Source organism: Pseudomonas sp. GW821-FHT01A09, from assembly GCF_058986725.1.
Map to the genome: position 1 here is coordinate 241,553 of NZ_JBYSWB010000004.1, position 14,692 is coordinate 256,244.

Annotated in this window: 19 protein-coding genes; 14 read left to right on the forward strand and 5 right to left on the reverse strand. The window is 63.5% G+C overall.

Annotated elements, in window-relative coordinates; all coding sequences use genetic code 11:
* Nucleotides 1-25: 25 nt before the first annotated feature.
* From AC3WJP_RS07200 to AC3WJP_RS07210, 3 genes are read right to left on the reverse strand one after another with little or no spacing between them, the layout of a single operon-like run.
* A complete protein-coding gene (locus AC3WJP_RS07200; protein ID WP_493720455.1) occupies nt 26-559 on the reverse strand; it encodes a chemotaxis protein CheW in 534 nt (177 codons plus the stop codon).
* A 12-nt stretch (nt 560-571) separates the two neighbouring features.
* On the reverse strand, nt 572-937 hold the full coding sequence (gene pilH / locus AC3WJP_RS07205) for a twitching motility response regulator PilH (protein ID WP_493720454.1): 366 nt from the start codon (nt 935-937) through the stop codon (nt 572-574).
* 59 nt (nt 938-996) lie between these two features.
* Complete coding sequence (locus AC3WJP_RS07210) at nt 997-1,419, reverse strand: response regulator (protein ID WP_493720453.1); 423 nt, start codon at nt 1,417-1,419, stop codon at nt 997-999.
* Here AC3WJP_RS07210 and AC3WJP_RS07215 point away from each other — a divergent pair.
* The 8 genes from AC3WJP_RS07215 (at nt 1,408) to AC3WJP_RS07250 (ending at nt 7,642) form a co-directional block, all read left to right on the forward strand.
* Nucleotides 1,408-1,647 carry a hypothetical protein gene (locus AC3WJP_RS07215; protein ID WP_493720452.1) on the forward strand — a complete coding sequence of 80 codons (240 nt, stop codon included), beginning with the start codon at nt 1,408-1,410 and terminating at the stop codon, nt 1,645-1,647. The genes AC3WJP_RS07210 and AC3WJP_RS07215 overlap by 12 nt on opposite strands.
* Nucleotides 1,644-2,597, forward strand: a complete 954-nt coding sequence (gshB, locus tag AC3WJP_RS07220; protein ID WP_493720451.1) for a glutathione synthase — start codon at nt 1,644-1,646, stop codon at nt 2,595-2,597. The genes AC3WJP_RS07215 and gshB overlap by 4 nt, the downstream gene beginning before the upstream one ends.
* A 165-nt stretch (nt 2,598-2,762) precedes the next feature.
* On the forward strand, nt 2,763-3,689 hold the full coding sequence (locus AC3WJP_RS07225) for an energy transducer TonB (protein ID WP_493720450.1): 927 nt from the start codon (nt 2,763-2,765) through the stop codon (nt 3,687-3,689).
* Between the two features lie 65 nt (nt 3,690-3,754).
* Nucleotides 3,755-4,324: a YqgE/AlgH family protein gene (locus AC3WJP_RS07230; protein ID WP_493720449.1), complete on the forward strand. Its 570-nt coding sequence runs from the start codon at nt 3,755-3,757 to the stop codon at nt 4,322-4,324.
* The gene (gene ruvX / locus AC3WJP_RS07235; protein WP_493720448.1) at nt 4,324-4,761 is read left to right on the forward strand and encodes a Holliday junction resolvase RuvX; all 438 of its coding nucleotides are present in this window, start codon (nt 4,324-4,326) and stop codon (nt 4,759-4,761) included. The genes AC3WJP_RS07230 and ruvX overlap by 1 nt, the downstream gene beginning before the upstream one ends.
* A gap of 76 nt (nt 4,762-4,837) precedes the next feature.
* Entirely contained in the window at nt 4,838-5,356 is a 519-nt protein-coding gene (gene pyrR / locus AC3WJP_RS07240) for a bifunctional pyr operon transcriptional regulator/uracil phosphoribosyltransferase PyrR (protein WP_493720447.1), read from the forward strand.
* Between the two features lie 13 nt (nt 5,357-5,369).
* Complete coding sequence (locus tag AC3WJP_RS07245; RefSeq protein ID WP_493720446.1) at nt 5,370-6,374, forward strand: aspartate carbamoyltransferase catalytic subunit; 1,005 nt, start codon at nt 5,370-5,372, stop codon at nt 6,372-6,374.
* A complete protein-coding gene (locus AC3WJP_RS07250; RefSeq protein WP_493720445.1) occupies nt 6,371-7,642 on the forward strand; it encodes a dihydroorotase in 1,272 nt (423 codons plus the stop codon). Before AC3WJP_RS07245 ends, AC3WJP_RS07250 begins: the two co-directional genes overlap by 4 nt.
* A 117-nt stretch (nt 7,643-7,759) precedes the next feature.
* Here the strand turns inward: AC3WJP_RS07250 and AC3WJP_RS07255 are convergent, their stop codons facing one another.
* Complete coding sequence (locus AC3WJP_RS07255; RefSeq protein ID WP_493720444.1) at nt 7,760-8,182, reverse strand: NINE protein; 423 nt, start codon at nt 8,180-8,182, stop codon at nt 7,760-7,762.
* A gap of 250 nt (nt 8,183-8,432) precedes the next feature.
* Between AC3WJP_RS07255 and AC3WJP_RS07260 the strand changes: the two genes are divergently transcribed.
* Nucleotides 8,433-9,302 carry a C40 family peptidase gene (locus tag AC3WJP_RS07260; RefSeq protein ID WP_493720443.1) on the forward strand — a complete coding sequence of 290 codons (870 nt, stop codon included), beginning with the start codon at nt 8,433-8,435 and terminating at the stop codon, nt 9,300-9,302.
* Between the two features lie 110 nt (nt 9,303-9,412).
* Here the strand turns inward: AC3WJP_RS07260 and AC3WJP_RS07265 are convergent, their stop codons facing one another.
* On the reverse strand, nt 9,413-10,447 hold the full coding sequence (locus AC3WJP_RS07265; protein ID WP_493720442.1) for a type IV pilus twitching motility protein PilT: 1,035 nt from the start codon (nt 10,445-10,447) through the stop codon (nt 9,413-9,415).
* Nucleotides 10,448-10,513: 66 nt separating this feature from the next.
* On the opposite strand from AC3WJP_RS07265, the gene AC3WJP_RS07270 reads away from it, so the two are divergent.
* The 5 genes from AC3WJP_RS07270 (at nt 10,514) to metW (ending at nt 14,645) form a co-directional block, all read left to right on the forward strand.
* Complete coding sequence (locus tag AC3WJP_RS07270) at nt 10,514-11,200, forward strand: YggS family pyridoxal phosphate-dependent enzyme (RefSeq protein WP_493720441.1); 687 nt, start codon at nt 10,514-10,516, stop codon at nt 11,198-11,200.
* Between the two features lie 34 nt (nt 11,201-11,234).
* Complete coding sequence (gene proC / locus AC3WJP_RS07275) at nt 11,235-12,053, forward strand: pyrroline-5-carboxylate reductase (RefSeq protein ID WP_493720440.1); 819 nt, start codon at nt 11,235-11,237, stop codon at nt 12,051-12,053.
* Between the two features lie 10 nt (nt 12,054-12,063).
* Entirely contained in the window at nt 12,064-12,681 is a 618-nt protein-coding gene (locus AC3WJP_RS07280; protein ID WP_493720439.1) for a YggT family protein, read from the forward strand.
* A gap of 196 nt (nt 12,682-12,877) precedes the next feature.
* Nucleotides 12,878-14,017, forward strand: coding sequence for a homoserine O-succinyltransferase MetX (gene metX / locus AC3WJP_RS07285; RefSeq protein WP_493720438.1), 1,140 nt, complete (start codon nt 12,878-12,880; stop codon nt 14,015-14,017).
* A gap of 7 nt (nt 14,018-14,024) precedes the next feature.
* Nucleotides 14,025-14,645, forward strand: a complete 621-nt coding sequence (gene metW, locus AC3WJP_RS07290; RefSeq protein WP_311971931.1) for a methionine biosynthesis protein MetW — start codon at nt 14,025-14,027, stop codon at nt 14,643-14,645.
* Nucleotides 14,646-14,692: the final 47 nt, after the last annotated feature.

The following is a 14,692-nucleotide window of genomic DNA, read 5'->3' on the forward strand; positions in this document are numbered from 1 at the left end:
CCGGCGGCGAGGACTGGCGATCAGCTCAAAGCGCGACATCACGAAACTCCACAGACTGCACCAAGGCCTGGAGGCTGAAGATGCTCCACACCTGTTCACGCTGAAAATGCCCCTGCACGAACGGCGCCATGGCCGCGCGGATCTGCAGGGGCGCCGACGGCTCGAGGCTCTCGCGGGGGAAGTGCTGCAGGCCCAGGACCTCATCGACCACCAGGCCGGCGAACACCTCGGCGTGGTCGACCACCAGCACCCGCCGCTGGCGCGCACCGGAGGGCTCGACGTCGAGCAGACCGCAGAGGTCCATGACCGGCAGCAAGCGGCCGCGCAGGTTGGTCATGCCCAGTACCCACGGCTTGACCCCTGGCAGGCGGGTGAACTGCGGCTCGCGCAGCACCTCGGCGATGTCCTGCATGGGCGCCACCAGCCAGTGCCCGGCCAGACGGAAACCGATGCCGCTCCAGGTTCGCGCGGGCGCGTCCTGGGATGGCAACCCGGCGGCATGCACACGGCAACGCTGATCGATGGCCAGCAGCAGGTCGAACGCCGTACGCGCTTGCACCCTCAACCCCGATCAGCCCGCCAGGACGCGATTCAACGTCGCGATCAGGCTGTCTTCCTCGACCGGCTTGGTCAGGTAGTCGCGGGCGCCCTGGCGGGTGCCCCAGACCTTGTCGGTCTCCTGGTCCTTGGTGGTGATGATGATCACCGGGATGTGCGCGGTGTCAGCGTCCTTGGTCAGTTGCCGGGTCGCCTGGAAACCGTTGAGGCCGGGCATGACGATGTCCATCAGCACCGCGTCGGGTTTTTCCTGACGGGCCAGGGCCACGCCATCGGCGCCGTTCTCGGCCTTGAGCACGGTGTGACCGTGCCTTTCCAGGATGCTGGTGAGTTTGTACATCTCGGTCGGCGAGTCATCGACGATCAGAATTCGAGCCATGCTGTTCCCCATACTTGATAAGACGTCATGACGCGTTCAGCCCCATACGAGAGCCGTTGTCAAAGTGTACGTTGCGTTGCCACGGTGAATCCCGGCACGTGCGCCTGGATCGCACCCAGCAGGGTTTCCTTGCTGAAAGGCTTGGTCAGAAACTGCTCGGAGCCGACGCTGCGCCCCCGGGCCTTGTCGAACACCCCGTCGCGGGACGACAGCATCACCACCGGTGTGGCCATCAAGGCGCTGTGGTGCTTGATCAGGGCGCAGGTCTGGTAGCCGTCGAGGCGCGGCATCATGACGTCGACGAAAATGATATGCACGGCATTATCGATGATCTTGGCCAAGGCGTCGAAGCCGTCCACCGCAGTGATGACCTCTACCCCCGTATCCTTGAGCAGCGCCTGCGCAGAACGGCGGATGGTCTTGGAGTCATCGATCACCATGACCTTAACGCCCGGATTCAAGGTGCCCTGATGCTGTTCCATGAGTGCTCGACGGTGATGGCCAGCGTGCTGGCAAGCCAGGCCGGGACGTGGACCCGCGTCCACAAGGGGCCTGTGTGTATTGCCCGCATTTTTAACACACTCGGGGAAGGCATTCCATCAACCACGCCGGCCTGCGGTTTTCCCTTGACCGCAGCGGCCGTCAGCGCCACCCTGACGCCACTTTTCACGCCCCATTCAGGCATTGCCGACAAGAGGAATTACCCATGAGCGTTCGCCTCGGAATTGTCATGGACCCGATCGCCGAGATCTCCTACAAGAAGGACAGCTCGCTGGCCATGCTGCTGGCCGCCCAGGAGCGCGGCTGGGAGCTGTTCCACATGGAAATCCAGGACCTCTATCAGGGCGACGGCCAGGCCCGCGCGCGCATGCGCCCGCTGAAAGTGTTCGCCAACCCGGAGAAATGGTTCGAGTTCGAGTCCGAATTCGACGCGCCGCTGGCCGACCTCGACGTCATCCTGATGCGCAAGGACCCGCCCTTCGATCTCGAATTCGTCTACTCCACCTACCTGCTCGAACAGGCCGAGCGCGAAGGCGTGCTGGTGGTCAATCGCCCGCAGAGCCTGCGTGACTGCAACGAGAAGCTGTTCGCCACGTTGTTCCCGCAGTGCACGCCGCCCACCGTGGTCAGCCGCCGCCCGGACATCCTGCGCGAGTTCGTGGCCAAGCATGGCGACGTGATCCTCAAGCCGCTGGACGGCATGGGCGGCACTTCGATCTTCCGTCATCGCCCGGGCGACCCGAACCTCTCGGTGATCCTCGAGACCCTGACCGTCAACGGCGCCCAGCAGATCATGGGCCAGGCCTACCTGCCGGCGATCAAGGACGGCGACAAGCGCATCCTGATGATCGACGGCGAGCCGGTCGACTATTGCCTGGCGCGCATCCCCGCCGCTGGCGAAACCCGCGGCAACCTGGCCGCCGGTGGTCGTGGCGAAGCGCGTCCGCTGACCGAGCGCGATCGTTGGATCGCCGCCCAGGTCGGCCCGACGTTGCGCGAGAAGGGGCTGCTGTTCGTCGGCCTGGACGTGATCGGCGAGCACCTGACCGAAATCAACGTCACCAGCCCGACCTGCATCCGCGAGATCGACAATGCCTTCGGCACGCGTATTGGTGTGCAGTTGATGGATGCCATTGATCAGAAGCTCAAGGCTCGTTGAGTATTGCTCCACCGCCCACCCTGTAGCGAGGGGGCTTGCCCCCGATAATTGTGTTGGCATTCTCAATGCGTCTGACCGAACTAATCGGGGGCAAGCCCCCTCGCTACAGAGTAATCGGCGCAATCGCCTTTGCTTGCAAAGGCGTCCCGATATGATGGATAACCGATGAAACGCGCTGTAACGCTACCCGCCGATCCTCCACCCGTGCCAGCCAAGGCCCCGCGTTCGCGCGTGCGGCCGGCCGACCGACTGGGGTTCACTCTGGTGGTGGCGGCCTTGCTGCACGTGGCGGTGATCCTCGGCGTGAGCTTTGCCGTCACCCCGCCGAGCGAGATTTCCCGCACGCTGGAAATCACCCTGGCGCCATTCAAGAGCGCCAAGGCGCCGGACAAGGCCGACTTCCTTGCCCAGGACAACCAGGAAGGCAGCGGCACGCTGGACACCAAGGCACTGCCCAAGACCACCGAGATCGCGCCCTTCCAGGACGAGAACATCAACAAGGTCACGCCGCCGCCCGCCCCCAAGCCGCTGGTCAACCCGGATACGCCGCAGACCCGCAAGGCCGTGGCCACTCGCGCGCCGCAGCCACAGAAGACCGAAGCGCGGCCCGACCCGGTCAAAACCCGGGACACACCGAAGACCAACACCCCGGATTTCGACAACACCGAGCAGTCCAGCGAGATCGCCAGCCTCGAGGCCCAACTGGCTCAGGAGCAGCAGGCCTACGCCAAGCGCCCGCGCATCCACCGCCTGAGCGCCGCCTCGACCATGCATGACAAAGGCGCCTGGTATAAAGACGAATGGCGCAAGAAGGTCGAGCGCATCGGCAACCTCAACTACCCTGAAGAGGCACGTCGCCAGCAGATCTACGGCAGCCTGCGGCTGATGGTCTCGATCAACAGCGACGGCTCGTTGTATGAAGTGCTGGTGCTGGAGTCATCCGGGCAACCCCTGCTGGATCAGGCGGCCCAGCGCATCGTGCGCCTGGCCGCGCCTTTTCAACCGTTCACAGGGGACCTTTCCGACGTCGACCGGCTCGAAATCATACGTACCTGGCGTTTCGCCAAAGGCGATCGTCTTTCCAGCAACTGAAAGCCTCAGCGGCTGACGCATCTGCCAGCTTGTCAGGTGGACTGGTCAACGCCACACTACATGCCATGAAAAAAGTCGAACCCAGCTACCTCAAGCATCAGTTCCTGATCGCCATGCCGCACATGGCCGACTCGAACTTTGCCCATACCTTGACCTACATCGTCGAGCACAGCGCCAATGGCGCCATGGGCCTGGTGATCAATCGTCCGCAGTCGCTGAATCTGGCGGACATCCTCGAGCAGCTGCGGCCGGAAATCGATCCCCCGGTGAGCTGCCAGTACGTGCCTATCTATATGGGCGGCCCGGTGCAGACCGACCGCGGCTTCGTGTTACACAGCCTAGGGCCCAAATACCAGGCCACCGTCGACCTGGGTGATATCGCGCTGTCGACCTCTCAGGACGTGCTGTTCGCCATCGCCGACGGCGTCGGCCCCCAGCAAAGCCTGATCACCCTCGGTTATGCCGGCTGGGAAGCCGGGCAGCTGGAAGCCGAGCTGGCCGACAATGCCTGGCTGACCTGCCCGTTCGACGCCGACATCCTGTTCGGCACCGCCAGCGAGTTGCGCCTGGATGCAGCGGCGCACAGCCTGGGGATCAACCTCAGCCTGCTGACCTCACAGGCGGGGCACGCCTGATGGCTATTCGCCTGCTATTGGGCTTCGACTATGGCACCAAACAGATCGGCGTCGCCGTCGGCCAGGTGATCACCGGTCAGGCCCGCGAACTGTGCACCCTCAAGGCGCAGAATGGCGTACCGGACTGGAATCAGGTCGAAGCGCTGATCAAGGAATGGAAGCCCGACGCCGTCGTCGTCGGCCTGCCCCTGAACATGGACGGCAGCCCCAGCGAGATGAGCGAGCGCGCCGAAAAGTTCGGCCGCCGCATCAACGGCCGCTACAACATCCCCGTGCACACCCACGATGAACGCCTGACCACCTTCGAAGCCAAGGGCGAACGCATGGCCCGCGGCAGCCAGCGCGGCAGTTACCGCGACAACCCGGTGGACGCCATCGCCGCCGCGCTGCTGTTGCAGGGCTGGCTCGAGGCCAACGCCGATCAATTCGACGCTTGAACCCGGATTGCAAGACTCGGGTTTGAAGACTTCCAGCCCGGCGTGACTCGACGCCCGGCGCTTTCCAGGAGCCCCCATGAGCCTTCCCAACCCTGCCGATCTGATCCGTCAGATGGCCATCGACCTGCAGGCCCACCTGGCCAGGCGCGAGATCAGCGAACCGCGCTACATCGGCATCCGCACCGGCGGTGTCTGGGTGGCCCAGGCGCTGCTGGCCGAACTGCACAGCGAGGCGCAGCTGGGCACCCTCGACGTGTCGTTCTACCGCGACGACTTCAGTCAGAACGGCCTGCACCCGCAAGTACGCCCTTCGGAACTGCCGTTCGAGATCGAAGGCCAGCACCTGGTGCTGATCGATGACGTGCTGATGAGCGGGCGCACCATCCGCGCGGCGCTCAACGAACTGTTCGATTACGGCCGCCCGGCCAGCGTGACCCTGGTGTCGTTGCTCGACCTCGATGCCGGCGAACTGCCCATCCGCCCCAATATCGTCGGCGCGACACTGTCGCTGGGCGCCCACGAACGGGTAAAATTGTCCGGCCCCTCACCGCTCGCCCTCGAGCGCCAGGACCTCGCCTCCGCCTCCAGCCTTTAAGGGTCCCCTCGCGATGACGCCCATTGACGCCAAGCGCCCGCTGCAGCTCAACGACCACGGTCAGCTGCGGCATTTTCTTTCGCTCGACGGCTTGCCCAAGGCCCTGCTGACCGAAATCCTCGACACCGCCGACTCGTTCCTCGAAGTCGGCGCGCGGGCGGTCAAGAAGGTCCCGCTGCTGCGCGGCAAGACGGTGTGCAACGTGTTCTTCGAGAACTCCACGCGCACCCGCACCACTTTTGAACTGGCCGCCCAGCGGCTTTCGGCCGACGTCATCACCCTTAACGTGTCGACCTCATCGACCAGCAAGGGCGAGACGCTGTTCGATACCCTGCGCAACCTCGAAGCTATGGCCGCCGACATGTTCGTGGTGCGCCATGGCGATTCCGGCGCCGCGCACTTCATCGCCGAGCATGTGTGCCCGGAGGTGGCCATCATCAACGGCGGCGACGGTCGCCATTCGCACCCGACCCAGGGCATGCTGGACATGCTCACCATTCGCCGCCACAAAGGCAGTTTCGAGAACCTGTCGGTGGCCATCGTCGGCGATATCCTGCATTCGCGGGTTGCGCGCTCCAACATGCTCGCGCTCAAGGCGCTGGGCTGCCCGGACATCCGTGTGGTCGCGCCCAAGACCCTGCTGCCGATCGGTGTCGAGCAGTACGGCGTCAAGGTCTACACCAACCTCGAGGAAGGCCTCAAGGACGTCGACGTGGTGATCATGCTGCGGCTGCAGCGCGAGCGCATGCAGGGCGGTCTGCTGCCCAGCGAAGGCGAGTTCTACCGCCTGTTCGGCCTGACCACCGCGCGTCTGGCCGGGGCCAAGCCCGATGCCATCGTCATGCACCCGGGGCCGATCAACCGCGGCGTCGAGATCGAATCGGCGGTGGCCGACGGTCCCCATTCGGTCATTCTCAATCAGGTCACCTATGGCATCGCCGTGCGCATGGCGGTGCTGTCCATGGCCATGAGCGGGCAAACCGCCCAGCGTCAATTCGAGCAGGAGAACGTCCAGTGAGTCTCAGCATTCTCGGGGCCCGTGTCATCGACCCTACCAGCGGCCTGGACAGCATCAGTGACCTGCACATCAGCGAAGGCAAGATAGTCGCCATCGGCGCCGCACCGGCCGGCTTCAACGCCAGCCAGCAGCTCGACGCCAACGGCCTGGTGGCCGCTCCCGGCCTGGTCGACCTCAGCGTCGCCCTGCGCGAGCCGGGCTACAGCCGCAAGGGCACCATCGCCAGCGAAACCCGGGCGGCCGCCGCCGGTGGCGTGACCAGCCTGTGCTGCCCACCGCAGACGCGCCCGGTGCTGGACACCTCGGCGGTGACGGAGCTGATCCTCGATCGCGCGCGTGAGGCGGGGCACTGCAAGGTGTTCCCCATCGGCGCGCTGAGCAAGGGCCTGGAGGGCGAGCAACTGGCCGAACTGGTGGCTCTGCGGGACGCCGGCTGCATCGCCTTCGGCAACGGCCTGCAGAGCTTTCACAACACCCGCACGCTGTGCCGGGCGCTGGAATATGCAGCCACCTTCGACCTGACCGTGATCTTCCATTCTCAGGACCGCGATCTGGCCCAGGGCGGCCTCGCCCACGAAGGCCCGACCGCCAGCTTCCTCGGCCTGCCGGGGATTCCTGAAACCGCCGAAACCGTGGCCCTGGCCCGGGACCTGTTGCTGGTCGAGCAAAGCGGCGTGCGGGCGCACTTCAGCCAGCTGACCAGCGCCCGCGGCGTGCAGTTGATTGCCGATGCCCAGGCGCGCGGCTTGCCGGTCACAGCTGACGTGGCTTTGTATCAGTTGATCCTCACGGACGAAGCGCTGATCGACTTTTCCAGCTTGTACCACGTGCAACCGCCGCTACGGACCCGCAAGGACCGCGATGGCCTGCGCGAGGCAGTGAAGGCTGGGGTGATCCAGGCGATATCCAGCCATCACCAGCCCCACGAACGGGATGCCAAGCTGGCGCCGTTCGGCGCCACCGAGCCGGGCATCAGCAGCGTCGAGTTGCTGTTGCCACTGGCAATGACACTGGTGGCCGACGGCCTGCTGGACCTGCCGACCCTGCTGACGCGCCTCAGCGCCGGCCCGGCCAAGGCCTTGCGCCTGCCCGCCGGGGAATTGAAGGTAGGGGCGGCGGCGGACCTGGTGCTGTTCGACCCGGCGGCCTCCACCGTGGCCGGCGAGCAGTGGTTGTCGAAGGGCCAGAACAGCCCGTTCCTCGGCCACTGCCTGCCCGGGGCCGTGCGCTATACGCTGGTGGACGGGCATATCAGCCACGGTGGTTGATTCGCCGCCGTCCCTGTAGCGAGGGGGCTTGCCCCCGATACGCTATCGCTGACACACCCTGGTGTGACAGTAGCTGCCTATCGGGGGCAAGCCCCCTCGCTACATTTGCAGTGCGAGTCAGCGTGCGGCGTGGGCGTTTTTCAGCGACACCTGATCATTCAGCGTCCAGAAGTCATACAACACCCCCAGAAAAAACAATCCACCCGTGAGCAAATAGATGATCCCGCTGATCCATTTGCCCTGGTACATCCGGTGCACCCCGAATATCCCGAGAAACGCCAGCAGCAACCAGGCGACGCTGTAATCCGTGGGGCCGGGGGTAAAGCGCAGGTCCGCTTCACGGTCCATGGACGGGATCAGGAAGAAGTCGATGATCCAGCCGATGCCGAGCAGGCCAAGGGTGAAAAACCAGATCGTGCCGGTCACCGGCTTGCCGTAATAGAAGCGGTGGGCCCCGGTAAAACCGAAAATCCACAACAGGTAACCCAGCAGCTTGCTGTGGGTGTCCTGGGTGACCGGGTAGGAGCGATAGCTACTCATGGGAGACCTCTCGACAGCTGATAGTTAAATTTTTTCAATATTTCTGTGACTTTTTTGTCCTGCCCCGACGTGTGGTCATTTTTCCTTACACCCCGGTCAAACCCGCGTTTTACCTGACTCTCTGGTCACGCAGTTGGCCTTTTCACCGTGATGGCACGTCTTTGACCCAGGCTTGACGCTGAATGAAGGGGTTAATTCAGAAAAAAAACCTGTTATAAAGTTTCGCGCCTAACCAAACGAGCCTTGCCGAATGCGTCCTTTTTTCAAGACATGGCTAACCATCTGCCTATTATTGCCCCTGGCCGCCCACGCCACCAACCGTGAGCAACGACTTCCTGAACCTGCCGGTCACACGGCCAAGAACGAGAAAACCAAACCCGACCTCAAGCTCGCCAAGAACGAAACCGCCAGCAAAGCTGCCAAGCCATCGGCAGCCGCGAAGCACAAGACGCCGACCGAAGCCCGCAATACCAAGCACAAGGCCCCTGTCCTGGCGAAAAACAACACCGGGAACAGCTTGAAAGACAAGGAGCTGCGCAAGCTCGAGGCGGCCGCCGATGCCCAAGCCGCCAACGAAGCGATCGACGCCAAGGTGGCCGAGCTCTCCGCACAGTTGAACGGTCCGAGTCCGCAAATCCGTCGCGGCAAGCATAGCGACTCGCTGGTGTCGGCCCGTAACACCGCCGCGCAGATGTCCACCAAGCAGAGCAGTGAAGTTCTCAGCCGCGCCGTGAACATGCTGGGTACACCCTACGTTTACGGTGGCACCAACCCGAAAAAAGGTTTCGACTGCAGCGGGCTGGTCAAATACGCGTTCAAGGATGTGCATTCGGTGGATTTGCCGCGCACCTCCAACGCCATGGCTGAAGGGCACGGCCAGAAGGTCGATCGCAAGGACTTGAAGCCGGGCGATCTGCTGTTCTTCAACATCGAAGGGCGTCAGGTCAACCACGTTGCCATCTACCTGGGCAACGACCGCTTCATCCATGCGCCACGTACTGGCAAGTCGGTGTCCATCGACACCCTCGACAAGCCGTACTGGGACGAGCATTACGTCGTCGCCAAGCGTGTGCTGCCCAAGCAGAAACAAGGCCCGGTATTGCGCCTGAGCCAACGCTGAAACACTGTAGCGAGGGGGCTTGCCCCCGATAGGCCGTGACTGACACCCCAACGGTGTGCCAGTCACGGCCTATCGGGGGCAAGCCCCCTCGCTACATGTGAAGTACAGGTTCAGAAATTATCCGGCGTCTTGGCCTTCTCCCGCGCACTCTCACGGGCGATGATCCCCTTGCTCAGCAGGTCCTTCAAGCAAGCGTCCAGCGTCTGCATGCCGATCGAACCGCCGGTCTGAATCGCCGAATACATCTGTGCCACCTTGTCCTCGCGGATGAGGTTGCGGATCGCCGGGGTGCCAATCATGATTTCGTGCGCCGCCACTCGCCCGCCGCCGATCTTTTTCAGCAGAGTCTGGGAAATCACCGCCTGCAACGATTCCGACAGCATGGAGCGGACCATGGACTTCTCTTCGGCCGGGAACACGTCGACCACCCGGTCGATGGTCTTCGCTGCCGAGGTGGTGTGCAGGGTGCCGAACACCAGGTGACCGGTTTCCGCCGCCGTCAGGGCCAGGCGAATGGTCTCCAGGTCACGCATCTCGCCCACCAGGATCACGTCCGGGTCTTCGCGCAGCGCCGAGCGCAGGGCGTTGGAGAAGCCGAGGGTATCGCGGTGCACCTCACGCTGGTTGACCAGGCACTTCTTCGACTCGTGGACAAACTCGATCGGGTCCTCCACGGTGAGAATGTGGTGATGCTTGTTGGCGTTGAGGTAGTCGATCATCGCCGCCAGCGTGGTGGACTTGCCCGAGCCGGTCGGGCCGGTCACCAGCACTAGCCCACGGGGGACGTCGGAAATACGCCGAAACACATCCCCCATGCCCAGGTCTTCCATGCTCAGTACCTTGGACGGAATGGTTCGGAACACCGCACCGGCGCCGCGGTTCTGGTTGAATGCGTTGACCCGAAAACGCGCGACCCCAGGCACCTCGAAGGAAAAGTCAGTCTCCATGAACTCTTCGAAGTCCTTGCGCTGGCGATCGTTCATGATGTCGTAGATGAGGTCGGTGACGGCCTTCTTGTCCAGCGCCGGCAGGTTGATGCGGCGCACATCGCCATCCACCCGGATCATCGGCGGCAGGCCGGCCGACAGGTGGAGGTCGGAAGCACCTTGTTTCGCACTGAAAGCCAACAGCTCGGTAATGTCCATGAGACTCCCCAAATACGGACAAGCAGGTAGAATGCCGCAGACCCTCGGATCCACTGGCAAAAATCAATGTCCACGATAGCAGACAACGTTTTATCGGTAAGCGCGCGAATTAATGCAGCCGCTCAGGCAGCCGGTCGTGAAACTGCCGCCGTCGGCCTGCTGGCAGTGAGCAAGACCAAGCCCGCCGTGGCTGTGCGTGAGGCCCACGCCGCCGGCATCAAGGATTTTGGCGAAAATTATCTGCAGGAAGCCCTCGAGAAACAGGCGCAATTGAGCGACCTGCCCTTGAGTTGGCATTTCATCGGCCCCATTCAGTCAAACAAGACCCGGCCCATCGCCGAACACTTCGACTGGGTGCACTCCGTGGATCGCCTGAAAATTGCCCAACGCCTGTCCGAACAGCGCCCCGCTGGCCTGGCGCCCCTGAATATCTGCATTCAGGTGAACGTCAGTGGCGAGGCGAGCAAGTCCGGCTGTACCGCGGCCGACCTGCCGGCCTTGGCCGCGGCCATCTCGGCAATGCCGAACCTGCGCCTGCGCGGGCTGATGGCGATTCCCGAGCCCACCGAGGACCGCGCGGCACAAGACGCGGCCTTCGCCACCGTACGGCGCCTGCAACAAGACCTGAATCTGCCGCTCGATACCCTCTCCATGGGCATGAGCCACGACCTGGAATCCGCCGTTGCCCAAGGCGCGACCTGGGTGCGCATCGGCACCGCGTTGTTTGGTGCCCGCGACTATGGTCAGCCCTGATGATGCGCTCCACCCTTCTTTTCAAGGATCAGTCATGAGCAAGACTCGTATTGCCTTTATTGGCGCCGGCAACATGGCCGCCAGCCTGATTGGCGGCATGCGCGCCCAAGGCGTCGAAGCCGCGCAGATCCGCGCCTGCGACCCAGGTGCCGAAACCCGCGAGCGGATCAGTGCCGAACACGGCATTGAAACATTCGCCGACAACGCCCAGGCCATCGACGGCGCGGACGTGGTGCTGATCGCCGTCAAGCCGCAGGTGATGAAAGCCGTTTGCGAAAGCCTGCGCCCGCACCTGCAGCCTGGCCAACTGGTGGTCTCCGTGGCCGCCGGCATCAATTGCGCCAGCATGACCCGTTGGCTCGGCGAACAGCCCATCGTGCGCTGCATGCCCAACACCCCGGCGCTGGTGCGTCAGGGCGTCAGCGGCCTGTACGCCACTGATCTGGTCACGCCAGAACAGCGCCAGCAGGCCGAACAGCTGCTGTCAGCCGTCGGTGTGGCCCTGTGGCTCGATGAAGAACAGCAGCTGGACGCCGTGACCGCGGTATCCGGCAGCGGCCCGGCGTATTTTTTCCTGCTGATCGAGGCCATGACCGCCGCCGGCGTCAAGCTCGGTCTGCCGCAAGAGACCGCAGCCAAGCTGACCCTGCAGACCGCCCTCGGCGCCGCGCACATGGCCATCAACAGCGATGTCGATGCCGCCGAACTGCGCCGCCGCGTGACCTCGCCGGCCGGCACCACCGAAGCCGCCATCAAGACCTTCCAGGCCGATGGCTTCGAAGCGCTGGTAGAAAAGGCGCTGGGCGCCGCCGCACACCGCTCGGCAGAGCTGGCCGAGCAGTTGGGCAACTGAGGAGTCGATGATGATTGGATTGAACACCGCTGCAATCTACGTACTGCAAACCATCGGCAGCCTGTATCTGCTGGTGGTCCTGCTGCGCTTCGTCCTGCAACTGGTGCGGGCGGACTTCTACAACCCGCTCAGCCAGTTCATCGTGCGCGCTACCCAGCCCCTGCTGCGTCCACTGCGCAAGGTGATCCCCAGCCTGTTCGGCCTGGACATGTCCTCGCTGGTGCTGGCACTGATCGTCCAGTACCTGCTGATGAGCTTTACCTTCCTGCTGGCCGGCGGCACCTTCGGCCCGCCCTTCGCGCCCTCGGCAGGCGCGCTGGCGGTGCAGATGCTGGTGTGGTCGATCATTGGCGTGACCGCGCTGTTCCTGAAGATCTTCTTCTGGGCGATGATCATCAGCGTGATCCTCTCCTGGGTCGCACAAGGCAGCCACAACCCCGGCGCCGAGTTGGTCAATCAGATCTGCGAACCGGCGCTGGCACCGTTCCGCCGTATCGTGCCAAGTCTTGGCGGCCTGGATATCTCGCCGATCCTGGCGTTCATGGTGCTCAAGCTGCTGGACATGCTGGTGATCAACAACCTGGCGGCCATGACCGGCATGCCGGAGATCCTGCGGTTGCTGGTGTAAATATCCACACCCCTGTAGCGAGGGGGCTTGCCCCCGATCAGATGTATCCGGCGCAGCCATTGGGCCTGGCACACCGCCATCGGGGGCAAGCCCCCTCGCTACACCGTCAACCAGTCCTGTGCAGCTTGATGGCTTCGCTTGCCGCTAAGGGCAGCGGTCTTTAGACTTACGCCTCATTTATGCGAGAGCAGGGTCGATGCCCACTGTCTTCCCCGAAGATTCCGTCGGATTAGTCACACCTCAGCTGGCTCATTTCAGCGAGCCCCTGGCCTTGGCCTGCGGCCGTGCGCTGCCCGCCTACGACCTCATCTACGAAACCTATGGCACGCTCAACGCCGAGGCCAGCAACGCCGTGCTCATCTGCCACGCGCTGTCGGGCCATCACCATGCGGCCGGTTTCCACTCTGCCGAAGACCGCAAGCCGGGTTGGTGGGACAGCTGCATCGGGCCGGGCAAGCCGATCGACACCAACAGGTTTTTCGTCGTGGCGCTCAACAACCTGGGTGGCTGCAACGGCTCCACCGGCCCCAGCAGCCTCAATCCGGACACCGGCAAGCCCTTCGGCGCCGATTTCCCGGTGCTCACGGTCGAAGACTGGGTCCACAGCCAGGCGCGCCTGGCCGACCTGCTGGGCGTGCGCCAATGGGCCGCGGTGGTGGGTGGCAGCCTAGGCGGCATGCAGGCGCTGCAGTGGACCATCAGCTACCCGGCCCGCGTGCGTCACTGCCTGGCGATCGCCTCCGCGCCCAAACTCTCGGCGCAGAACATCGCGTTCAACGAAGTCGCACGCCAGGCCATCCTCACCGACCCCGAGTTCCACGGCGGTTCGTTCCAGGAGCTGGGCGTGATCCCCAAGCGCGGCCTGATGCTGGCGCGCATGGTCGGGCACATCACCTACCTGTCGGATGACTCCATGGGCGAGAAATTCGGCCGCGGGCTCAAGAGCGAAAAACTCAACTACGACTTTCACAGCGTCGAGTTCCAGGTCGAGAGCTATCTGCGATATCAGGGTGAAGAGTTTTCCGGGCGCTTCGATGCCAACACCTACCTGCTGATGACCAAGGCGCTGGACTACTTCGACCCGGCGGCGGCCCATAACGACAACCTCGCCAAGACCTTCGCCAATGTCATTGCGGATTTCTGCGTGATGTCGTTCACCACCGACTGGCGCTTCTCGCCGGCCCGCTCGCGGGAACTGGTGGATGCGCTGATGGCGGCAAAAAAGAACGTCTGCTACCTGGAGATCGACGCACCGCAAGGCCACGACGCCTTCCTGATCCCGATCCCGCGCTATCTGCAAGCCTTCTCCAGCTACATGAACCGAATCGAACTCTGAGGCTGCCATGCGAGCTGATCTAGAAATCATCCAGGACTGGATCCCTGCCGGCAGCCGCGTGCTCGACCTGGGCTGCGGCAACGGCGAACTGCTGGCCTGGCTGCGCGACCACAAGCAGGTCAGCGGCTACGGCCTGGAGATCGATGCCGACAACATCACCGAATGCGTACGCAAAGGCATCAACGTCATCGAACAGGACCTCGACAAGGGCCTGGGCAACTTTGCCAGCAACAGCTTCGACGTAGTGGTCATGACCCAGGCGCTGCAGGCGGTGGAGTATCCGGACCGGATTCTCGACGAAATGCTGCGTGTCGGCCGCCAGTGCATCATCACCTTCCCCAACTTCGGCCACTGGCGCTGCCGCTGGTATCTGGCAAGCAAGGGCAGGATGCCAGTGTCGGAATTCTTGCCATACACCTGGTACAACACGCCGAACATTCACTTCTGCACCTTCAAGGATTTCGAGGCGCTGTGCCAGGAGCGCACCGCGCAGGTCCTCGACCGCCTGGCCGTCGATCAGCAGCATCGCCACGGGTGGGCCAGCAAGCTATGGCCTAATCTGTTGGGGGAGATCGGTATCTATCGGGTCCAGAGCCCTGGGCTGCAGGCCCATCAGGTCGCGGTCTAGCGCAGTGATCGTCTGCAATATTTTTCCGGGGCAAGCCCCCTCGCTAC